Here is an 18,112-nt window from a genome sequence, read left to right on the forward strand (position 1 = left end):
GTCCCCGCCCCCGCCCCCGGTGGCCCGCCGGGTCCCCGCCCCCGGCCCCGGTGGCCCGCCGGGTCCTCGTCCCCGGTCAGGCCTTCGAGGCCCCGCGGACCCGTCGCCACAGCCCCGGCGCCGCGCCGACCAGCAGGGTCAGCGCGACCGCCGCGACCACTCCCTCCCACGGCTGCGGGAACAGCGAGCCGCCGAGAATCCCGATCAGCTGGTACGTCACCGCCCAGGCCAGACAGGCCGGCAGGTTGCCGCGGGAGAAGCGGCGCAGCGGCCACTTCGCCATCAGACAGGCCAGCATCACCGGGATGCGGCCCGCCGGCACCAGCCGGGACAGCACCAGCACCGCCACGCCGTGCGCGGCGAGCTTGTCCTGGGCCTGCGCGAGCCGGTCCTCCGGAGCGCGCGCCCGGATCGCCGCCAGCCAGCGCGAGCCGTTCCGCGACCCCATCCCGCGCCGCCCCAGCCAGTACAGGGTCGCGTCGCCCAGGAACGCCCCCAGCGACGCCGTCACGAACACCAGCGCCAGCGAGAACGGCGCCGTCTGGTGGAAGGCGACCACGGCCGCCGAACTCACCAGCGCACCCGTCGGCACCACCGGCACCAGCGCCCCGACCAGCACCAGCAGGAACAGCGAGGGATAGCCCAGCGCCTGCTGCGTGGACTCGGGCGGCACCGCCGCGGGCGCGGCGAGCCAGGTCACCGGGCGACCTCCAGACGGACGCTCTCCCCGTGCCGGAGCCGGTGCACCGCCACACCCGGCGCGCGCAGCGCCGCCAGGCGCACGAACTCGTCGCCCGGCGCGTGGAACTCGTGGGGGCGCACGGCGTCCATCCCGATCGGCCAGTACGTGCCGTAGTGCACCGGGACCGCGCTGCGCGCCGCCAGCCGGGCCAGCGCCTCGGCCGCCCGCCCCGCGTCCAGGTGCCCCTCCCCGAGGCGGGGACCCCAGCCGCCCACCGGCAGCAGCGCCACGTCCACCGGCCCGACCTCCTCGGCCATCGAGTCGAACAGCCCGGTGTCCCCGGCGAAGTAGGTGCGGGCCTCGCCCTCGACGACATAGCCGAGGGCGGGGGCGCGGTGCGGCCCGAGCGGCAGCCGCCGCCCGTCGTGCCGCGCGGACACGGCCCGTACCAGCAGGCCGCCGACCGGTACGACGTCCCCCGGCGCCACCTCGGTCACCCGCAGGTGGGCGAGCCGCCGCAGCCCCGGTACCGCGCGGGGCGCACCCCGGGGCACGAGCAGGCGCGTGCCCGCGGCGAGCTCCGCCAGCGACGGCACGTGCAGGTGGTCGGCGTGCAGGTGCGACACCAGTGCCACGTCCGCGCGCCGGGCGTCGGGCGCCGGCGGCGCCCCGCGCCGCCGGCGCAGGTGCGCGAGCCGGCGGGCGAACAGGGGATCGGTGAGCACGCGTACGTCCGAGTCCTCGACCGTGCAGGTCGCGTGCCCCCACCAGGTGACCTCCACCGGCACCTCCATGCCTCCTTCGCGCGACTCCCCGAAGCGTACGTGCAGGAGTAGGGTCGGCGACGAAACCGGAGGTGAGGGGGGTGCCATGGTGCCGGTCCGGGTCACGGCGATCGCGAGTCTGACGCCGCTGGAGGAGCTGGACGCCGATCCCTTCCTGGTGGACTCCCGCAGCCAGCACGCCATGTGCGCCCGGTGGGCCGCCGAGCACGGGTACGTCGTCACCCGGGAGCTGCTGGTGCGCGGGCTGCGGCCCGACCACGAGGCCCTGTGGGAGGGCGTGCGGCCCGGACGGGACCTGTTCGTCGCACCCAGCCGGCGGGTCCTGGAGAGCGCGCTGTCGTCCGTGGAGGAGTTCACCGCGGAGTGCGCGCGGCGCGGGGTGCGGGTGGAGACGGTGGGGCAGGCGGAACCGTCGTACGACGCGGCGATGAAGGCGTGCGTGCACCGGCGGCTGTCGATGCCGACGGCCGGCTACGACGGGCGCTGAGGCCCGCCGGGGCACGGGGCCGGGGGGACGGCGGCGCTCGCCCGCGGTGTGACAAGGTGAGTACGGGCCCGCGCCGGTGACGGGCCGGAACGCGAGGTGGGCGGGAGTGCTTGGGGGACGCTGGCGGCGGGTGGCCAGCCAGATCGGGCGGAGCGTCGGGGTGTGGGCCGTCTCCACGCTCACCATGCTCGTGCTCGCCGGCCTCCTGCCGGACTTCCGGCTCCGCTCGGCCGACGGCGACAGCGCCACCGACATCGCCGTCACCGCCGCGTTCGGCGCCGGTGCCTTCGGCCTGCTGTCGGCCCTGGTGTGGCCGCTGCTGGTCCGCCTCCTGCTGCTCGTGCCCGCGCTCGTCCTCGGCCTGCTGGTCTTCTTCCTCAACGGCGCCCTGCTGCTGCTCGCGCTGCGCCTCAACCCCGCCGAGCGCGGCGCCGCCGCCCCGGAGACCGCGGTGGTGGTGGCGGCCGTGATGTCCGCCGTCGCCTCCGCCACCGGAGCCGCCCTGGCCGTACGCGACGACGACGCCTACCGGCGCCGCCTGTACCGCCTCGCCGACCGCCGCCGCCGGGCGGGCCCGCCCTGCCCCGCCGGCCCCGGCACGCTCTTCCTCCAGCTCGACGGCGTCGGCCACGACGTGCTGGTGGACGCCGTCGGCAAGGGCCTGATGCCCACCGTCGCCCGCTGGCTGGACGGCGGCCGGGGCCGGCCCCCCACCCACCGGCTCACCCCCTGGCGCACCGACTGGTCCAGCCAGACCGGCGCCAGCCAGCTCGGCATCCTGCACGGCAGCAACCACGACGTGCCCGCCTTCCGCTGGTACGAGAAGGACCGCCGGGAGGTGATGGTCTGCAACCGCCCGACCAGCGCCGCCGAACTCCAGCGCCGCGCCGCCCGGCACGCCGGCCACGACGGGCTGCTCGGCGTCGACGGCGCCAGCCGCGGCAACCTCTTCAGCGGCGGCGCGGGGGAGCAGGCCCTGGTGCTGTCCATCGCCGCCCGCCGCCGCAGCCGGGAGAACCGCTCCCGCGCCGGCTACTTCGCCTACTTCTCCGACCCGGCCAACGCCGTGCGCACCGCCCTGTCCTTCGTCGCCGAGGTCGCCCGCGAGATCGGCCAGTCCACCCGCGCCCGCATCGACAAGGCCCGCCCGCGCGTCTCCCGCGGCGGCCTCTATCCCCTCGTGCGGGCCTTCGCCACCGTCGTCGAACGGGACGTGGTGGTCGCCGCGGTGATGGGCGACATGCTCGCCGGGCGCACCGCGATCTACGCCGACCTGGTCGCCTACGACGAGGTGGCGCACCACTCCGGGCCGTTCAGCCGGGACGCCGGGAAGGTCCTGCAGCGCCTGGACCGCTGCCTCGCGCTGATCGAGAAGGTCGCCGAGCACGCCCCCCGCCCGTACCGGATCGTCGTGCTGTCCGACCACGGCCAGAGCCCCGGCGAAACCTTCCGCTCCCGTTACGGCCTCACCCTCGGCGACCTGGTGCGGGCCGGCTGCGGGCTGCCCGTGCCGCGCCGGGCCCGGCGCACCCGCAGCGGCGCCGAGGCGCGCAACGCCGTCCGGGCCGCGCTGCGCCGCCCCGTCGAGGAGGGCACCGAGGACCACCGCCCCCCGCGCCGCCGCTCCGAACCGATCGTGCTGGCCTCCGGCAACCTGGGCCTGGTGTCCTTCCCGGACGTGCCGCACCGGATGAGCCGGGAGGAGATCGACGCCCGCCATCCCGCGCTGCTGCCGACGCTCGCCAACCACCCCGGCATCGGCTTCCTGCTCGTCCGCAGCGAGGAGCACGGCGGGGTCGTGCTCGGCGCGCGCGGCGTGCAGATCCCCCTGGACCGGCTCGACGAGGACCCCGGCCCGCTCGCGCCCTTCGGCCCCGGCGCCGCCGACGCGGTGCGCCGCACGCACTCCTTCCCGCACGCCGCCGACATCATGGTCAACTCCTTCCACGACCCCGCCGACGGCGAGGTCCTCGCCTTCGAGGAGCAGATCGGCTCCCACGGCGGCCTCGGCGGCGCCCAGTCCCGGCCCTTCCTGCTGTCGCCGCTGGTCTTCTCCGCCCCGGCCGACGACGGAGCGGAGATCGTCGGCGCCGAGCACGTCCACCGCGTCCTCAGGCGCTGGCTCGACGAGTCGAACGGGCCCCAGGTGCCGTTGGAGACCCGCGAGGAACGGGCCGCCTGAACCGCCCGGGGCCCGGCCGCTCCGCCGGGAGCGGCCCTCGTGCGGGACCACGGCCCGACGCGGCACCGCGGCGGCCCGGCCGGGCGGTGTCCCGGTCACGGCGCCGCGCCCCGGCCGCGCCGTCCTCCGCCGGCGCCCCGGCCGCGCCGCCCGCCCGGAAAACCGGCTGCGCCCGCCGCCTCCCGCCCCCAGACTGTCCGAAGGGCGCCGCCCACCCGTGCGCCCTTCCCGAACTCTCCGGATCTCTCGAGGAGTCACCGCCTTGCAGGCAGCCGTGACCGTCACGCCCGCCCGCCTCCCGGAGCTGCTGCTCGGCCTGGCCACCGTGCGCCCGGTGTTCCTGTGGGGCGCCCCCGGCATCGGGAAGTCCTCCCTGGTGCGGGAGTTCGCCGAGTCGCTGGGACTGGAGTGCGTGAGCCTGCTCGGCACCCAGCTCGCGCCCGAGGACCTCATCGGCGTCCCGCAGATCCGCGACGGCCGCTCCGTCTTCTGCCCGCCGGAGGCCATCGCCCGCGACGAGCCGTACTGCCTGTTCCTGGACGAGCTCAACGCGGCCACGCCGGACGTGCAGAAGGCGTTCTACTCGCTGATCCTGGACCGCAGGATCGGCAGCTACGAACTGCCCGAGGGATCGGTCGTCATCGGCGCCGGGAACCGCGCCACCGACAACGCGCTCGCCCGCCCGATCGCCTCCGCGCTCGTCAACCGCCTCACCCACGTCCACCTGGAGGCCTCCGCCAAGGACTGGCTGGCCTGGGCCGCGGACCACGGCATCCACCCGTGGGTCCTGGACCACCTCACCGACCGGCCCGACCACCTGTGGTCCCGGCCGCCCAAGACCGAGGAGCCGTTCTCCACGCCCCGCTCCTGGCACATGCTCTCCGACGCCCTGCACTCCTTCGGCCCCGGCCTGGACGAGGAGACCCTGAAGGTCCTCGCGCACGGCACGCTCACCCCCGCGCACGCCACGGCGTTCTGCGGCTACGTCCGGGTCGTGCGCGGCCGGTTCGGCATCGAGGCGATCGTCAAGGGCGAGGCCCGCTGGCCGCACCGCCCGGAGGACCGCGACCTGCTGTACTACCTCGCCGACTCCTTCCGCGGGCGGCTGATCAAGGAACTGCCCGCGAGCAAGGAGCACATGTCGGCGAACGGGCGGCAGACCGCGTACCGCGCCAAGTCGCTGCTGGTGCAGCTCGCCGAGATCTCCGTGGAGGTCGCCCGGACCGTCATCGCCTCCGACGCCGACGGCAACCCCGTCCTGCCGTCCTGGTTCCTGGTGGAGGCGGCGCGGGACATGCCGCGCCTGGTGGAGGCGCGGCGGTGAGCCGGACGCCCGCCGGGAAGCGGAAGCGGGACCCCGCGGCCGAGGCGTTCGCCGAGGGCATGCGGCTGGTGCGGGCCAACCCGGCGCTCGCCGCCGTCGAGTTCAGCACCTGCCGCCGGCAGGACTGCGCGCAGGCGCCCCGGGACGGGCTCCTCGCCGTCCACTCCGACGGCGTGCTGCACGCCCACCCGGCCCGGATCGCCGACCCGGCCGTCTGGGCCTGGTCGATCGCGCACGCCGCGCTCCACCTCGGCTTCGGGCACGTCCCGGCCGCCAAGGGGACGCGCACCCAGCCCGACCGGTACGACATCGCGGCGCGCTGCGTCGTCGTCGACCGCTTCCTGCAGTCCTTCCCCGTGGGCCGCGCACCGGAGGACCTGCCGCTGTCGTACCCGGACGGCGACGAGGAGCAGCTCGCCGCGCGCTGGCGGCGCGACGGGCTCCCGGCCGCCTACGCGCGCTGCGGCACCGCGGGCGCCGAGCCCGACCAGGTGCTCGTGGAGTGGCCCCGCTGGTCCGGGCAGCCCCCGGACCGGCAGCTGGCGTTCGCCACGGCCCTGACCCGGACCGTGTCCGCCGCGATGGACGTGGCGGGCGGCCGGCGCGCCCGCCTGGACGGCGAGCCGGCCGGGCGGCGCCCCTGGGAGGAGGCGCTGAGCTGGTTCATCTCGTCCTACCCCCTGCTGGGCGGCATCGCGGCGGGCATCGAGCTGGTCGCCGACGCCGAGCTGGCCCGCGCCCACGGCATCGCCGTCGCCGCGGTGAACGCCGAGGCCGGCGAGATCTACGTCAACCCGCTGCGGCAGATGGCGGACGAGGAGTGGCGGTTCGTCCTCGCCCACGAGATGCTGCACGCCGCCCTGCGCCACTCGGACCGCTGCGGCGCCCGCGACCCGTACCTGTTCAACGTCGCCTGCGACTACGTCGTCAACGGCTGGCTGTGCGAGATGCAGATCGGCACCATGCCCGAGGGGCTGCTGCACGACCCGCGGCTGGCGGGCCTGTCCGCCGAGGAGGTCTACGACCGGATCGCCGGCGACCTGCGCCGCATGCGCCGGCTGGCCACCCCGCGCGGCAGGGGCGCCCGCGACGTCCTCGGCACCCCCCTCGGACCGCCCCGCGACCGCGCCGACCTCGACGGGTTCTACCGCCGCGGCCTCGCCCAGGGCCTGGACCTGCACCAGCGGCAGGAACGCGGGTACCTGCCGGGCGGCCTGGTCGAGGAGATCCGCGCGCTCAGCCATCCGCCGCTGCCCTGGGACGCCCGGCTCGCCCGCTGGTTCGACGAGTTCGTGCCCCGCCCGGAGCCCGTACGGTCCTACGCCCGTCCCTCGCGCCGCCAGGCCGCCACCCCCGGCATCCCGCGCGCGGGACGGTACTTCCCGTCCGAGGAGGTGCCCCGCTGCACCTTCGGAGTGGTGCTGGACACCTCCGGCTCCATGGAGCGGGTCCTGCTCGGCAAGGCGCTGGGCGCCATCGCCTCCTACGCCGAGGCCCGGGACGTACCGGCCGCCCGGGTCGTGTTCTGCGACGCGGCCCCGCACGACGCGGGGTACGTGCCGGTGACGGAGATCGCGGGACGGGTGCGGGTGCACGGCCGCGGCGGCACCGTGCTGCAACCGGGCGTCGACCTGCTGCAGCGCGCCGGCGACTTCCCGCCCACCGCGCCGATCCTGGTGATCACGGACGGCTGGTGCGACGTGCTGCGGGTGCGGCGCGAGCACGCGTACCTGATCCCGCGGGGCGCGCGGCTGCCGTTCACCGCCCGGGGGCCGGTCTTTCACGTGAGTTGAGCCGGAGTGTGATCGTATGGGGGCAGGAACCCGGACACGGGGACCGCACCGTAAGCATTGCGAAAGGATTCGTCGTGGCAACCACGCGCTCCGCACACACCGTGTGGGAAGGCAACCTGTTCCAGGGCAAGGGCGTCGTCGACTTCGACTCCTCCGGCAGCATCTCCGCGCAGCCGGTCACGTGGGCGTCCCGCGCCGAGGAGGCGAACGGCAGGACCAGCCCGGAGGAGCTGATCGCCGCCGCTCACTCCAGCTGCTTCTCCATGGCCCTGTCGAACGTCCTCGACAAGGCCGGCACCCCGCCGACCAAGCTGGTGACCAGCGCCGAGGTCACCTTCCAGCCCGGTGAGGGCATCACCGGCATCCACCTCACGGTGGAGGGCACCGTGCCCGGCGCCGACGAGGCGGCCTTCACCGCCGCCGCCGAGGACGCCAAGGTCAACTGCCCCGTCAGCCAGGCGCTGAAGGCCGTGGACATCACCCTCACGGCGAAGCTCGCCTGACCCGCCGCCCGCCGTCGCGCGGCGTGCCCGCGCGACGGCGGCCCGCGCACCCGGGCCCGGCGCCCGGGGGACCGCACGACCCCCCGTCCCGCCGTCCCGCGCACCGAAGGGGTTCCGGAGCGAGCCGGCCCGTCCTGCCCGGTGCGGACGGCCGACGGCGACGCCCTGACGCCGGCGTTCCTAGCCCGCCCGCGGCGGAGGCGCCGATCACCGGCCGGCCCCGGTGCGCGGCGGCCCCGCGCGCCCGGCCGGCCGTCCCATTGACAAGAGCCCACTCAAGTTTTGTGCTGGAGTCGGGGAGAGTGCTGACGGGACGTGCCGCCCTGGCGGAAGGGGACAGCGATGGGACGTGCGGTCGGAATCGATCTCGGGACGACGAACTCGGTGGTGGCCGTGCTGGAGGGCGGCGAGCCCACCGTCGTCGCGAACGCGGAGGGGGCCAGGACCACCCCGTCGGTGGTGGCCTTCGCCAAGAACGGCGAGGTGCTGGTCGGCGAGGTCGCCAAGCGGCAGGCCGTGACGAACGTCGAGCGCACCGCCCGCTCCGTCAAGCGGCACATGGGCGATTCGTCCTGGCGGTTCCCGGAGCGGGGCGACATCGACGGCAGGCGGTACACCGCGCAGGAGATCTCCGCCCGGGTGCTGCAGAAGCTGAAGCGGGACGCGGAGGCCTACCTCGGCGAGGACGTCACCGACGCGGTGGTCACCGTTCCCGCCTACTTCGACGACACCCAGCGGCAGGCGACCAAGGAGGCCGGCGAGATCGCGGGCCTGAACGTCCTGCGGATCATCAACGAGCCGACGGCGGCGGCGCTGGCGTACGGCCTGGACAAGGAGAACGACCAGACCGTGCTGGTCTTCGACCTGGGCGGCGGCACCTTCGACGTGTCGCTGCTGGAGATGGGCGAGGGCGTCATCGAGGTGAAGGCCACCAACGGCGACACCCGCCTGGGCGGCGACGACTGGGACCAGCGGGTCGTCGACCACCTGGTCCAGCGGTTCAAGAACGGCTACGGCGTCGACCTGTCCAAGGACAAGATGGCCGTGCAGCGGCTGCGGGAGGCCGCCGAGAAGGCCAAGATCGAGCTGTCCAGCTCCTCGGAGACGACGATCAACCTGCCGTACATCACGGCCTCCGCCGAGGGTCCGCTGCACCTGGAGGAGAAGCTCACCCGCGCCCAGTTCCAGGAGCTCACCGCCGATCTGCTCGACCGCTGCAAGAAGCCCTTCCACCAGGCGGTCAGGGACGCCGGCATCGAGCTCGCCGCGATCGACCACGTCATCCTGGTCGGCGGCTCGACCCGGATGCCCGCGGTCACCGACCTGGTCAAGGAACTCACCGGCAAGGACCCGCACAAGGGCGTCAACCCCGACGAGGTCGTCGCCGTCGGCGCGACCCTCCAGGCGGGCGTCCTGCGCGGCGACGTCAAGGACGTCCTGCTGCTGGACGTCACCCCGCTGTCCCTCGGCATCGAGACCAAGGGCGGCATCATGACCAAGCTCATCGAGCGCAACACCACGATCCCGACCCGGCGTTCGGAGATCTTCACCACCGCCACCGACAACCAGCCCTCGGTCGGCATCCAGGTCTACCAGGGCGAACGGGAGATCGCCGCGTACAACAAGAAGCTCGGCGTCTTCGACCTGACCGGGCTGCCGCCCGCGCCGCGCGGGGTGCCGCAGATCGAGGTGGCCTTCGACATCGACGCCAACGGCATCATGCACGTCTCCGCCAAGGACCTGGCGACCGGCCGCGAGCAGAAGATGACGGTCACCGGCGGCTCGGCGCTGCCCAAGGACGACATCGACCGCATGATGCGGGAGGCCGAGCAGCACGCGGAGGAGGACCGCAGGCGCCGCGAGGCGGCCGAGACCCGCAACCAGGCCGAACAGCTCGTCTACCAGACCGAGAAGTTCCTCCGCGACAACGGCGACAAGGTGCCGGCCGGCACCAGGTCGGAGGTGGAGTCGGCGATCACGGACCTCAAGGGCCTGCTGGAGCGGAACGCGGACACCCACGAGCTGCGCACCGGTGTGGAGAAACTCGCCTCCGTCAGCCAGCGGATGGGCCAGGCCATGTACGCCCAGGCCGGGCAGCAGCCCACGGCGGACGCCGGGCAGCCGCACGCCGGACCGCAGGAGGAGGAGGGCGACGGCGTGGTGGACGCGGAGATCGTCGACGACGACAAGGACCACAAGGGCGGGGCGGCCTAGCCACCGGCCGCAGGGGCGGGACGACCTAGCCGCCGGCCGCAGGGGCGGGACGGCCCGGGAGACGGGCCGCCGACGCCGGGGAGGGGCGTGCCGCCCGCCCCGGCGCGGCCGGTCCGCCGGTTCTACGCCGCCCCGCTGAACGCGTGTTCCGGCCGCTCCGCGGCCGGAACACGCAGCCGCTGCCTCGGGCAGCTCCCGCGCCGGGCGACGGCCTCCCGGCCGCGCAGGTCGTCCAGCCGGGCGAGGAGCTGCTCGCGCACGGCCGTGAGGTCGTCGATGCGGCGCTGGATCACGGCCAGGCGCTGTTCGAAGACCGCCACCTTGGCGGACAGATCGTCGCAGCGGTGGTCACCGATCACCTCGTCGCGCAGGCAGGTGCCGAGCAGCAGCAGGTCCTCGGTCGTCAGACCGGCCGCGAGGAGCAGGCGGATGTTCTCGACGACCTTCACCGCATCGGGCGAGTAGGTCCGGTATCCGTTGGACGAGCGGTCGGGGTGCAGCAGACCGTGCTCCTCGTAGTACCGCAACGCCCGGGTGGTGGTGCCGGTGGCACGGGCGAGTTCTCCGATGCGCATGGGGCGACTCCTGTCGGTGGCGGGGCGGTTGACACGGCCGCACGGTGCGAAGGACGTGGGCGGGGCGGGGCACCGGCGCGTCCGCCGGTCCGGGACCGCTCCGGTCCCGGACCGGCGAACGCGGCCGTCACCGGCTGACCGTCTCCGGGGCGGCGTGGGTGCCGCCTTCCTCGTCGGCGGCGGACGCCGGGGACGCCGGGGCGGCGGCCGCGGTCCGGCGCCGCTCCCCGGCGGTCTCGCCCAGGGCCAGAGCCAGGGCGAGGGCCGCGACGACCGCGCCCACCACGGGCAGCCACTGCATCCCGGCCCCGGCGGCGATGACCCGGCCGCCGAGCCAGCCGCCGACCGCGGTGCCCAGGTTGAACGCCGAGCTCTGGACGGTCAGCGCGAGGGTGCGGGCCTGCTTCGAGGCGACGTCGAGCAGCCGGGTGTTCACAGCGGGGATGACCGCGTAGTACGCGGCGCCGAACAGGAAGAGGAATCCCACGGCCGGCGCCTTGACGGACGCGGTGGCGCCGAGCAGCAGCAGCGAGGCGCCCAGTGCCGCCACGGACACGGACACCGCGCCGAGCACCGAGCGGTCGGTGAGCCTGCCGCCGACGAGGTTGCCCACGGTGCCGCCGATGCCGAAGAGGAGCAGGAGCACGGTCACCGCGGACTCGCTGAAGCCGACGGTGTCGGTGAGCAGCGGGGTGACATAGGTGTACGCGGTGAAGGAGGCGGCCGCGGCGAGCGCGGTGATCCCGGTGACGACCTGCACCCTGCGGTCGCCCAGGACGCGCAGTTCACCGAGGCGTCCCCGGTCGTCCTCGGGGGAGATGCCGGGAGTGTCCGGGGCGAGGGCGGCCACCGGGACCGTGACCGCGAGGGTCAGCACCGCCACGGCCCAGAAGGTGGCGCGCCAGTCGAGCCACTGGCCCAGGGCGGTGCCGATCGGCAGGCCCGCGATCATGGCCAGGCTGAAGCCGAGCGAGACCCGGGCGACCGCCGAGCCGCGCCGCTCCGGCGGGACGATGTCCGCGGCGATGCCGAAGAACAGGGGCATCAGGGCCGAGTGGGCGAGCGCCGCGATGATCCGGCCCGCGGCGAGCGGCAGGAACGACGGTGCGACGGCGGACAGGATGTTGCCCACGGCGTAGCAGGCCATGAGCGCGCCGAGCAGCCGCCTGCGCCGGGCCCGTCCGGTGGTCAGCGCGAGCACCGGGCCGCCCAGGACGACGGTCATGGCGAAGGAGCTGACCAGCAGGCCGGCGGTGGACAGGGACACGTCGGCGTCCGACGCGATGTCGGGCAGCAGACCGGCGATCATGATCTCGCCCGTGCCGAGGGTGAAGGAGCACAGGGTCAGCACGGCCAGTGCCCAGCTGGTGGCGCGGTCGGAGCGCGAGGGGGTGCGGTGGTCTGAAGTCTGCATGTCGTAGAGGGTCAACCTTCACGCCGGGGTCAAGGTCAAGTCGGCGTCGTCGCGGGGCGCCTGCGGAGCGGTGTCCCGGGACGACCGGGACGCCAGGGTGATCTCCGCGTCGAAGCAGGTGTGTTCGTGCCGGCGGATCGTCACGGACACGCGGTCGGTGCCCGTCCGCTCGGCGTGGACCAGGCACGGCGCGTCGGACTCGACGTACCGCGCGAAGCGGGTGCGCATCGCCACGGCCCGTACCGGGCGCGGACGGCGAGGGAGCGCTCGCCCGTTCGCAGCCAGGCGGCCGGCAGCACCTCGGCTGGGTTGTGCTCGCGCACGTACTGGTGCGGTACGGGTGCCCACGGCGACATCGCGTGGTCCCGGGCGTTCCGGGGCACGGTCCCTCCCTGCGGTGACTTCCGGCGCTGCCCCGGGGCGGTGCCGCTGGGCAGGGGCCCGGACAGCCGGCCGACCTCCGGCATAATATAAGGAACGATTGTTTTGTTTTGGTGAATCGGACTGGACGAGGGGGACGGTGCGGTGGGGCGGCCCCGGCAGGCCCGGGCGGTGCGGACGCGGGAGGCGCTCCTGCTGGCCGCGGCCGAGGTGTTCGACGAGTTCGGGTATCCGGCGGCCAGCGTGAGCAAGATCCTTGCCCGGGCCGGCATCACGCAGGGGGCCATGTACTTCCACTTCAAGTCCAAGGAGGACCTGGGACGGGCCGTCCTGCTGGAGCAGGCGGCCGCGCTGACGCTGCCCGCGGCGCCGGCGGGCCTGCAGCAGCTCATCGACATGACGCTGTACCTGGCCCGCGAACTGCAGCACAACGTGCTGTTCCGCGCCGGGGTGAAGCTGGCCGTCGAGCAGAGCGAGGCGGGCCTGGGCGACTTCTCCGTCTACCGGGACTGGATCGGCCGGTTCCGCGCGGAGCTGGAGGAGAGCAGGGCCCGCGGCGAGCTGCTGCCCCAGGTCGACGCCGAGGAGTTCGCCCGCGTCCTGGTGGCCTCCTACACCGGCACCCAGCTGATGTCCCGGCTGGAGTCCGACCACCACGACCTGCCCCGGCGCCTCGCCGTGCTGTGGTCCTACCTGCTGCCCGGCATCGCCACCCCCGCGGCCCTGGCGCGACTGATCGTCGACCCCGGGCGCGGGGAGAACCCGGCGTGACCGGCGGGGGATCCTGCTGACCGGCACCACCGGCTTCGTCGGGTCCGCGGGCCCTGCGGGGCCGGGCCGCGGCCGGGGAGCTGCCGCTTGCGCCAGTGCCTGGAACGGCTGCGCGCCGTGCCGGGCGGGGTGACGGAACGCCGGTTCAGGCTGCCGGCCGAGGGCCGCTGGCACGGCAGCCGCCGGGTCTGGGACCTGGCCGGGTGCCCCCTGGGCCGGATCCGCTCGGCCGGCTCGTGGGGGCCGCCGCCTGGTACCGCGCCCACCTGGGCGCGATCCGGGGAAGAGACCGCACCTGAAGTGCGGTTCGTCTCACCCGGTGCGCCTTACGGAACGGTCGATCGGTTTCGTTCGGATCGTTTTATCCGCGGAACGTGATCATGGGGTCTCTCGCAGCGAGCAGCGTTCCGGGCGGACCGGGGCCGACGGACCGGGGCCGGCGGACCGGCCGGGCCGCCTCCCCGGTGCGCGGACCGGGGCGTCAGGGCTTGCGGGCCACCCCCGCGTACACCGGCACGATGCCCTCCGCCTGGACCGCCACGTCCTCGGGGTCCGGCCGCCACCCGGTCACCGGGATCACGCCGGGGCCCAGGAGTTCCAGGCCGTCGAAGAAGCGGGAGAACTCGGCGAGGGTGCGCGGGAAGAAGGGGGTGCCGCTGCGGGCGAACAGCCCGGCGGCCTTCCCCACGGCCTCGGGGTTCAGGTCGGCCGTGACCTGGGAGAGGATCAGATGACTGCCGGGGGCGAGGGCGTCGACGTACCGCTTCAGCAGGCCGTGGACGTCGTCGCCGTCCGCCGCGTCGCCGAGGTAGTGCGTGAGCGCCACCAGCGACAGCGCGACCGGCCGGCCGAGGTCCAGCACCTCGGCCGCCGACCGCAGGACGGCGTCGGGGTCGCGGACGTCGGCGTGGACGTAGTCGGTGGCGCCCTCGGGGGTGCCGCGCAGCAGCGCCTCGGCGTGCCGCAGCACGATCGGGTCGTTGTCCGCGTACACCACCCGGGCCTCGGGCGCGATCCGCTGGGCCACCTGGTGCAGGTTGGGCTCGGTGGGGATGCCCGTGCCGATGTCCAGGAACTGGCGCACCCCGGCCTCGGCGACGGTCCGCACGGCCCGGTGCATGAACCGGCGGTTGGCGCGCGCCCCGCGCACCGCGGTCTCGTCCACGGCGAGGATCCTGCGGGCCAGCTCCTCGTCCACCGGGTAGTTGTCCTTGCCGCCCAGCCACCAGTCGTACACGCGCGCCGGATGCGGCCGGCTGGTGTCGACGGCGAGGGGCGCGGCGTCGGATCCGGTCATGCGGTGTCGTCTCCTCGGATACGGGAAGGGGGCGTCGGCGGGAGCGGGGTCAGAGGGTCTCCCGGTACTCCCGCAGGATCTTCTCGGTGCGCCGGGCCGAGGCGGCGCGTGCCGTCATGTGGTCCAGGACCTCCAGGTGCGTGGAGACCTCCGTGCGGGAGTCCAGGTACAGCGCACCGGTCAGGTACTCGGTGAACACCAGGTCGGGCAGCTCCGGTTCGGCGAAGCGGAACAGGGTGAACGGCGCGTACGTCCCCGGGTGCGGGCCGCCGGCGAACTCGGCGACCTGGAGCGTGACCCGCTCGCGGGAGGCGAGCTCCAGCAGCTTGTCGAGCTGACCGCGCATCACCGCGGCGTCGGTGCTCACCGGGCGCCGCAGCGCCGTCTCGTCCATCACCACCCACAGGTGGGGCGGGTCCGGGCGCTGGAGGAGCCGCTGCCGCTCCATGCGCAGCGCCACGTGCCGCTCGACGGCCTCCGCTCCCGCGGTGCCGACCGTCCCGGCCGCCAGCACGGCCCGGGCGTAGTCCTCGGTCTGCAGCAGCCCCGGTACGAAGTGCGGCTCGTAGGACCGGATGATGCGGGCGGCGCCCTCCAGGCTCACGTACAGGCTGAACCAGTCCGGCAGCACGTCGTGGTACCGCTGCCACCAGCCCGGCCGGTTGGCCTCCTCGGCGAGCGCGACCAGCTCGGCCGCCTCGTCCTCGGGCACGCCGTACGCCGTCAGCAGGACCTGCACGTACGGGATCTTCAGCGTGACCTCGGCCGTCTCCATCCGGCGGACGGTCGCGGGGGCGACCCGGAGCACCCCGGCGGCCTCCTCGCGCCGAAGTCCCGCGGCCTCCCGCAGTTCCCGCAGCCGCCTTCCGAGCACCACCTGGCCCACGGTGGGCGCGGCCCGCCGTTCACTCACGCCACGCCTCCCCAACGCGCCGAAGCATGCGAGCAGTGTGTCATGTTCCGCTTCGGCTCTCACGGGTTTCGCGGTACGGGGAGCACCGCGCGGGACGCCGGGCGGCCGCCGCCATGACCTCGCGGGTAATCGACCGGCCGGCCGGGGGAGGGGATCGTGGACGCACCGGGTTCCGGGGCGGCGCACTCCGCCGCGGGACCCGGCCCCCGGCCGCGTCCCGATCCCGATCCCGACGGAGGGTGATTCGTCATGTCCGCGACCCAGCTTGCCGCGCTCGCCCGGACCGCCGAGCCGCAGTCGATGCTGCGCCGGTTCCTGGCCCTGGACGCCGTCGTGACCGGCGTCAACGCACTCGCCTACCTCGCCCTGTCCGGCCCGCTCGGGCGGCTGCTCGGGGTCGGCTCCGGACTGCTGCTCGCCCTCGGCGCGTTCCTCGCGGTGTACGCGGCGGGCGTGGGCCTGCTGGCGGCCCGGCGACGGCCGCCGGCGCTCGGCGTACGGGCCGTGGTCGAACTCAACCTCGCCTGGTCGGCCGTCAGCTGCGCCGCCCTCGCCCTGTGGCTCACGCCCTCCGCGGCCGGCGCGGTGTGGACCGTGCTGCAGGCGGTCGTGGTGGCCGCCTTCGCGCTGCTGCAGTACGGCGCTCTGAAAGCCCGTCAGGCCATGAGCGACTGAAGGTACTTGACCGTCGCCGGGTCGGCCGGGAGGAGCGTCTCGACGGCCAGCTCGGCGACGGTCACGTCCATCGGCGTGTTGAAGGTGGAGATCGAGGAGACGAACGACAGCGTGTGTCCCCCGTGCTCGATCCGCAGCGGCAGCGCGAAGTACGGCACGGGCTCGGCCGGCTCCTCGCTGGGCGCGGCCTCGGGAGCCGGGTACGCCGCCACCTCCTCGTACAGCGCGCGCAGCGGCCCGGAGCGGTGCAGGGCGAGCTGCCGCTCCATCTGGGCGAGCAGGTGGCCGCGCCACTCGCGCAGGTTGCGGATGCGCGGCGCCAGGCCCTCCGGGTGCAGGGTGAGCCGCATCGCGTTCAGCGGCGGCGCGAGCAGGCGCTCCGGGACGCCGTCGAGCAGCATGTGGACGCCCCGGTTGGCGGCCACCACGTCGTAGACGGCGTCCACCACCAGCGCCGGGTAGGGCTCGTAACCCTGGATCAGCCGTTCGATTCCCGTGCGCAGGGCGTCCAGCGCCGGGTCGTCCAGCGGGGTCTGCGGGTAGCGCGGGGCGTAACCGGCCGCCAGCAGCAGCGCGTTGCGTTCCCGGACGGGCACGTCCAGGTGCTCGGCCAGCCGCAGCACCAGTTCCTCGCTCGGCCGGGAGCGGCCCGTCTCGACGAAGCTGATGTGCCGGGCGGAGGAGCCGGCGCGCAGCGCCAGCTCCAGCTGGCTGAGCCGCCGCCGCTCCCGCCAGACCCGCAGCAGCGGACCGGCGCCCTGGGCGGTGGAGGCGGTGCCGGAGGAGGGAGGGGTCATACGAGGACCGTAGCCGACGGGGCCGTACGGCGGGCGGGCGCCCGTGCCGGACCAGGGCCGCGGCGGCCGTGCTGTGGCAGGCTGAGGACACGACCCCCCACGTACTCGCCCCTCACGGAAGGAGCGCGGCCCATGCCCGTCGAACCGCTGTCGCAGAAGGAGATCGAGGACCGGCTGGCCGGGCTGCCGGGCTGGTCGCTCGACGGGGACCGCCTCGCCCGCTCCTACCGGCTCGGCTCGCACTTCGCGGCGACGGCGATGGTCGTCCACATCGCCCAGGTGCAGGAGGAGCTCGACCACCACTCCGACCTGACCCTCGGCTACCGCACCGTCTCCCTCTCCGTGCACACGCACAGCGTGGGCGGCGCCGTCACCGAGAAGGACTTCGAGCTCGCCCGCAGGGTGGAGGACCTGGCCGCCGGGCACGGGGCACACTGACGCGCGTGCTCGACTACGACAAGGAAGCGGAGCGGTACGACGTCTTGCGCGGCGGCGAGCCCCGGGCCGCGGCCGCCGCCGAGGCCGTCCTCGGCCTCGTGCCGCCCCGGGCGCGCAGCCTCCTCGACGTCGCCTGCGGCACCGGCATCGTGACCCGCCGGCTCGCGGCCGGCCGGCCCGGTCTGCGGGTGACCGGCGTCGATCTCGCCCCCGGCATGGCCCGGCGGGCCGCCGCCCGGCTGCCCGGCGCCGTCGTGCTGGCCGACAGCCGCCGGCTGCCGTTCCGGGACCGGGAGTTCGACGCCGTGAGCAGCGTGTGGCTGCTGCACCTGGCGCGGAGCGCCGAGGACGCGCGGACCGTCGTCGGCGAGTGCGCCCGGGTGCTGCGGCCGGGCGGCGTGTACGTCACCACCGTCGACAAGGCCGCCGCCCACAACGTCGGCAGCGACATCGACGCCGTGCTCGCCGCCCGCCCGCGCCGGGCCGCCCGGGACGCCGCCGAGGCCGTCGACTCCTATGCCCTCGGCCACGGCCTCGTCCCCGCCGGGCAGGCCCGGTTCACCGGCCGCGGGCAGGGCCGCAGCCCCCGCCGCACCATCGCGGACCTGCGCCGGGGCTGGTTCATGACGCTGCCGCCCGGCAGCCCGCTCGCCGAGGAGTTCGCCGCCCGGCTCGCCGCCCTGCCCGACCAGGACCGGCCCCGGCCCGACCCGGTGTTCACCCTCCGGGCGTACCGGAAGCCGCCGGAACCCCCGGCCCCGCGAACCCCGTGACGCGGCGGCCGGGTCCTCCCGCCCCGGGCGCGACGGCCACCGGACCGGCGGTGACCTGGCGGCGCCCGCCCCTCCCGAGCACCCCGGGCCCGGGTATCGAGGCAGCGC

18 protein-coding genes are annotated in these 18,112 nt (G+C 75.0%); 10 read left to right on the forward strand and 8 right to left on the reverse strand.

The annotated features are described in order from the left end of the window. Positions 1–76: 76 nt before the first annotated feature. On the reverse strand, positions 77–700 hold the full coding sequence (locus ACIBAI_RS15970; RefSeq protein ID WP_399034563.1) for a DedA family protein: 624 nt from the start codon (positions 698–700) through the stop codon (positions 77–79). After that, positions 697–1,470, reverse strand: a complete 774-nt coding sequence (locus tag ACIBAI_RS15975) for an MBL fold metallo-hydrolase (protein ID WP_399034741.1) — start codon at positions 1,468–1,470, stop codon at positions 697–699. The genes ACIBAI_RS15970 and ACIBAI_RS15975 overlap by 4 nt, the downstream gene beginning before the upstream one ends. 82 nt (positions 1,471–1,552) lie before the next feature. Here ACIBAI_RS15975 and ACIBAI_RS15980 point away from each other — a divergent pair, with 82 nt between their 5' ends. From ACIBAI_RS15980 to dnaK, 6 genes are all read left to right on the forward strand, one after another. Then, the gene (locus ACIBAI_RS15980; protein ID WP_344599942.1) at positions 1,553–1,954 is read left to right on the forward strand and encodes a hypothetical protein; all 402 of its coding nucleotides are present in this window, start codon (positions 1,553–1,555) and stop codon (positions 1,952–1,954) included. A gap of 106 nt (positions 1,955–2,060) precedes the next feature. After that, positions 2,061–4,136, forward strand: coding sequence for a phage holin family protein (locus tag ACIBAI_RS15985; RefSeq protein WP_399034565.1), 2,076 nt, complete (start codon positions 2,061–2,063; stop codon positions 4,134–4,136). Between the two features lie 262 nt (positions 4,137–4,398). Next, entirely contained in the window at positions 4,399–5,460 is a 1,062-nt protein-coding gene (locus ACIBAI_RS15990) for an ATP-binding protein (protein ID WP_399034567.1), read from the forward strand. Positions 5,461–5,519: 59 nt separating this feature from the next. Next, complete coding sequence (locus ACIBAI_RS15995) at positions 5,520–7,253, forward strand: hypothetical protein (RefSeq protein WP_399034743.1); 1,734 nt, start codon at positions 5,520–5,522, stop codon at positions 7,251–7,253. A 74-nt stretch (positions 7,254–7,327) separates the two neighbouring features. Beyond that, positions 7,328–7,756, forward strand: coding sequence for an OsmC family peroxiredoxin (locus ACIBAI_RS16000; RefSeq protein ID WP_344599939.1), 429 nt, complete (start codon positions 7,328–7,330; stop codon positions 7,754–7,756). Between the two features lie 342 nt (positions 7,757–8,098). Further along, a complete protein-coding gene (dnaK, locus tag ACIBAI_RS16005) occupies positions 8,099–9,970 on the forward strand; it encodes a molecular chaperone DnaK (protein ID WP_399034569.1) in 1,872 nt (623 codons plus the stop codon). A gap of 122 nt (positions 9,971–10,092) precedes the next feature. Here the strand turns inward: dnaK and ACIBAI_RS16010 are convergent, their stop codons facing one another. The 3 genes from ACIBAI_RS16010 to ACIBAI_RS16020 all read right to left on the reverse strand — a co-directional run bounded on the left by ACIBAI_RS16010 (position 10,093) and on the right by ACIBAI_RS16020 (position 12,187). Next, positions 10,093–10,545, reverse strand: a complete 453-nt coding sequence (locus ACIBAI_RS16010; RefSeq protein WP_399034571.1) for a MerR family transcriptional regulator — start codon at positions 10,543–10,545, stop codon at positions 10,093–10,095. A gap of 127 nt (positions 10,546–10,672) precedes the next feature. Beyond that, positions 10,673–11,959 (reverse strand): MFS transporter, encoded by a 1,287-nt coding sequence (locus ACIBAI_RS16015; protein ID WP_399034572.1) that lies wholly within the window; start codon positions 11,957–11,959, stop codon positions 10,673–10,675. A gap of 18 nt (positions 11,960–11,977) precedes the next feature. Next, entirely contained in the window at positions 11,978–12,187 is a 210-nt protein-coding gene (locus tag ACIBAI_RS16020; protein WP_399034574.1) for a hypothetical protein, read from the reverse strand. A gap of 297 nt (positions 12,188–12,484) precedes the next feature. Between ACIBAI_RS16020 and ACIBAI_RS16025 the strand changes: the two genes are divergently transcribed. Then, the gene (locus ACIBAI_RS16025) at positions 12,485–13,111 is read left to right on the forward strand and encodes a ScbR family autoregulator-binding transcription factor (protein ID WP_399034576.1); all 627 of its coding nucleotides are present in this window, start codon (positions 12,485–12,487) and stop codon (positions 13,109–13,111) included. A gap of 481 nt (positions 13,112–13,592) precedes the next feature. Here ACIBAI_RS16025 and ACIBAI_RS16030 read toward each other — a convergent pair whose 3' ends face one another. Both ACIBAI_RS16030 and ACIBAI_RS16035 read right to left on the reverse strand, forming a co-directional pair. Then, positions 13,593–14,408 carry an SAM-dependent methyltransferase gene (locus ACIBAI_RS16030; RefSeq protein WP_399034577.1) on the reverse strand — a complete coding sequence of 272 codons (816 nt, stop codon included), beginning with the start codon at positions 14,406–14,408 and terminating at the stop codon, positions 13,593–13,595. A 49-nt stretch (positions 14,409–14,457) separates the two neighbouring features. Beyond that, entirely contained in the window at positions 14,458–15,321 is an 864-nt protein-coding gene (locus ACIBAI_RS16035; RefSeq protein ID WP_399034579.1) for a helix-turn-helix domain-containing protein, read from the reverse strand. 249 nt (positions 15,322–15,570) lie between these two features. Between ACIBAI_RS16035 and ACIBAI_RS16040 the strand changes: the two genes are divergently transcribed. Next, positions 15,571–15,996 carry a hypothetical protein gene (locus tag ACIBAI_RS16040; protein ID WP_399034581.1) on the forward strand — a complete coding sequence of 142 codons (426 nt, stop codon included), beginning with the start codon at positions 15,571–15,573 and terminating at the stop codon, positions 15,994–15,996. On the opposite strand, the gene ACIBAI_RS16045 is transcribed toward ACIBAI_RS16040, so the two are convergent. After that, a complete protein-coding gene (locus ACIBAI_RS16045) occupies positions 15,978–16,793 on the reverse strand; it encodes a helix-turn-helix domain-containing protein (protein WP_399034583.1) in 816 nt (271 codons plus the stop codon). The genes ACIBAI_RS16040 and ACIBAI_RS16045 overlap by 19 nt on opposite strands. A 132-nt stretch (positions 16,794–16,925) precedes the next feature. On the opposite strand from ACIBAI_RS16045, the gene ACIBAI_RS16050 reads away from it, so the two are divergent. After that, positions 16,926–17,231, forward strand: coding sequence for a 4a-hydroxytetrahydrobiopterin dehydratase (locus ACIBAI_RS16050; protein ID WP_344599929.1), 306 nt, complete (start codon positions 16,926–16,928; stop codon positions 17,229–17,231). A 5-nt stretch (positions 17,232–17,236) separates the two neighbouring features. Further along, positions 17,237–18,004: a class I SAM-dependent methyltransferase gene (locus ACIBAI_RS16055; protein WP_399034585.1), complete on the forward strand. Its 768-nt coding sequence runs from the start codon at positions 17,237–17,239 to the stop codon at positions 18,002–18,004. Positions 18,005–18,112 lie beyond the last annotated feature (108 nt).

Origin of the sequence: Streptomyces sp. NPDC051041 (assembly GCF_044456065.1) — a bacterium.
Lineage (GTDB): Bacteria > Actinomycetota > Actinomycetes > Streptomycetales > Streptomycetaceae > Streptomyces > Streptomyces glaucus.

What these genes read in the sequence shown, in the direction of transcription:
- ACIBAI_RS15980 (WP_344599942.1), top strand. Translation starts at nt 1,553, where the DNA reads ATGGTGCCGGTCCGGGTCACGGCGATCGCGAGTCTGACGCCGCTGGAG.
- ACIBAI_RS15995 (WP_399034743.1), top strand. Translation starts at nt 5,520, where the DNA reads ATGCGGCTGGTGCGGGCCAACCCGGCGCTCGCCGCCGTCGAGTTCAGC.
- dnaK (WP_399034569.1), top strand. Translation starts at nt 8,099, where the DNA reads ATGGGACGTGCGGTCGGAATCGATCTCGGGACGACGAACTCGGTGGTG.
- ACIBAI_RS16010 (WP_399034571.1), bottom strand. Translation starts at nt 10,545, where the DNA reads ATGCGCATCGGAGAACTCGCCCGTGCCACCGGCACCACCACCCGGGCG.
- ACIBAI_RS16015 (WP_399034572.1), bottom strand. Translation starts at nt 11,959, where the DNA reads ATGCAGACTTCAGACCACCGCACCCCCTCGCGCTCCGACCGCGCCACC.
- ACIBAI_RS16020 (WP_399034574.1), bottom strand. Translation starts at nt 12,187, where the DNA reads ATGCGCACCCGCTTCGCGCGGTACGTCGAGTCCGACGCGCCGTGCCTG.
- ACIBAI_RS16030 (WP_399034577.1), bottom strand. Translation starts at nt 14,408, where the DNA reads ATGACCGGATCCGACGCCGCGCCCCTCGCCGTCGACACCAGCCGGCCG.
- ACIBAI_RS16040 (WP_399034581.1), top strand. Translation starts at nt 15,571, where the DNA reads ATGTCCGCGACCCAGCTTGCCGCGCTCGCCCGGACCGCCGAGCCGCAG.
- ACIBAI_RS16045 (WP_399034583.1), bottom strand. Translation starts at nt 16,793, where the DNA reads ATGACCCCTCCCTCCTCCGGCACCGCCTCCACCGCCCAGGGCGCCGGT.
- ACIBAI_RS16050 (WP_344599929.1), top strand. Translation starts at nt 16,926, where the DNA reads ATGCCCGTCGAACCGCTGTCGCAGAAGGAGATCGAGGACCGGCTGGCC.